Here is a 2156-nt window from a genome sequence, read left to right on the forward strand (position 1 = left end):
TACCCACAACGTGATATACACCTAGATGGGGCGATAAAAATTGTTCGATCGTGACTTGTTATAGTCAAGCTGAATGTTATCAGAACAATCGTGTTCTCTAATTACTTATCAGCAACAAGTCACATGGCGGCTTCGCCATTAACACGTCAACAGTGCTGCCAAACCAATAACGTGAGAGCGCAGTACGTTTACACGCGCCTAAAGCCAAGATCGCTGGTTCAACCGCTTCCACCGCCATCGGTAACCCTTCCTCTGGGTTAGCCCTAATGAAACGCAAAGGAAGCTGAGAATACTTACTGAGCTTTAAGAAATCATTAATAGCGATCTTTTGGTGAGTGAGAATGTCATTAGCGTAGTGATGTAAGTACGGAGCAACATATTGACAGTAGATAAGCGTAGTACTTGCATTAATTCGCGATCCAACATCTAAGCTTTTATTGATTATCGCTTTGTCTATCTCTGCGTTTTTATCTCCCCGATGTAATGGATCGATAGCTGCAGCGATTCTTAACGCGCCGGACCAATTCTTCTCCGTCAACAACAAGATATCGTGACTTTGGCTCGAGAGCTTCCTAAGCAGTTGTGAAGCTACAACCCCTTTAGAGTAGTCAACAAGAAAAACGTCACTGTACCCATTGCACTCTTTGGTCAGCTTTTTTTCCCAACTAGTGCCGGAAAGAAACTCTAAGTTAATATCCAGTTCAGGTAACTCATAATCGGCACGAATCTCTTCGACTTGCTCCAATACTATGCTGCACCACTTCATAAAGTAGTCATCATAGCGAGCACGACTTTCATCGCTATGCAGTAGAAAATCAATAAAAGTATGTTCTTCACTGCGTCTGTGATCTTCCGCAAAAATCCGCAACGATTTGTTGCAAGAGTGAGCAAAAACAACCGCCTTTCTCAATACTCTCTTTGATGGTTTCGCGCTCACTCTGGTTAATAAATAGACTTCACTCATTTCAACTTCCATTTGATTCAAAGCGACAAAAAAACACCGATTGTCATTTATTAATCACTTAGTTAAGCATAGTCAAGAATATAATGAATCGAGAACGATTTTCTGCAATCAAAACAGTTGGTAAGAGCGACGGGGATGGGTAATTAAAAAAGTAAAATAGCGTTGGTGGCAGCAATGGTGCTGCCACTTACATATCTAGAGTTAACACTAAGCTTCATGATTGCCATGTAAGATTCTGGGCAATCATGAAACCTAGTCAGTCGATTTTGAGAGAGCGACTAAAAAGCTAAGCGACGCCTTCTAATTGGCACTCTTCGGTCTCCTGTTTGCACAAAGCACCATGTACGATCCCAAGCGCTTGTTGATACTCGGCTTCTTCAACAACATATTGAACACTAACGTTTCGTACCGGAGCGTACATGGCAACCGGTGATATCCCGGCCTCTGCCAGCGCTTGGGTGCCTGCCGATAGCGTCTCTGTAGAGTCTATTTTAGTTCCAATCGCTGAAACCATAGACACAACACGACTAGAAACTTGTGCTTGCGGATGACTCGCTTGGAGTTGCTGTTTAGCCGTGTCTATTGCCGCCGTTTGACCGCTTAAGTAGTAAGTCAGAGAGTTAGCGGTCATTTCTTTGCTAATAACCTGCAGTGGCATGGGCTCGATAATTGTCATCAAATCTAGACTCACCTTATCGATATGACAAGCATGACTCTGGTCAAACAGATGTAAAGCATGAACCTTCGCTTTTCCGGCAACAATTTCTACGCTCTCATCCTCAGGTACATAGTGCTCTGAAATCAGAGTGCCATCATGGTCGGGCTCAAAGGTGTTTTTTATTTGCAGTTCGATCCCACTTTCTCTTAATCCAGCGGCCGCATTGGGATGTATTGCTTCCATGCCAAGAGAAGCCAATTGGTCTGCAACATCAAAGTTGGTTTCTCCAACAGGTCTGACACTTTCAGCACCAACCATTCGCGGATCCGCTGTACTCAAATGGTACTCTTTATGGATGATAGCTAAGTCTGCGTTTGTCACACAGGGGCTTTGTTGCGTAATTCAGACGAGAAACCAAACCTCCTAAAGTTGAGCGACTTTTATACAATATACTGAGTTTCAGGCATACCAAGCCCTGTAAGTTTGTTCAGTGCTTTGATCATGGCGTAAGTCTCGCCAACCTGAGCGTTGTAA

At 43.6% G+C, this 2156-nt stretch carries 2 protein-coding genes; both read right to left on the reverse strand.

The window, feature by feature from the left end; all coding sequences use genetic code 11:
- Positions 1 to 97 precede the first annotated feature (97 nt).
- A complete protein-coding gene (locus QTO00_RS18620) occupies positions 98 to 964 on the reverse strand; it encodes a universal stress protein (RefSeq protein ID WP_331426099.1) in 867 nt (288 codons plus the stop codon).
- 286 nt (positions 965 to 1250) lie between these two features.
- The gene (locus QTO00_RS18625; protein WP_331426100.1) at positions 1251 to 1961 is read right to left on the reverse strand and encodes a hypothetical protein; all 711 of its coding nucleotides are present in this window, start codon (positions 1959 to 1961) and stop codon (positions 1251 to 1253) included.
- Positions 1962 to 2156 lie beyond the last annotated feature (195 nt).

The sequence above is a fragment of the Vibrio sp. M260118 genome, from assembly GCF_036533755.1.
GTDB lineage: Bacteria > Pseudomonadota > Gammaproteobacteria > Enterobacterales > Vibrionaceae > Vibrio.

Excerpts from the sequence above, each read along its gene's own strand:
- QTO00_RS18620 (WP_331426099.1), bottom strand. The coding sequence starts at position 964 with ATGAGTGAAGTCTATTTATTAACCAGAGTGAGCGCGAAACCATCAAAG.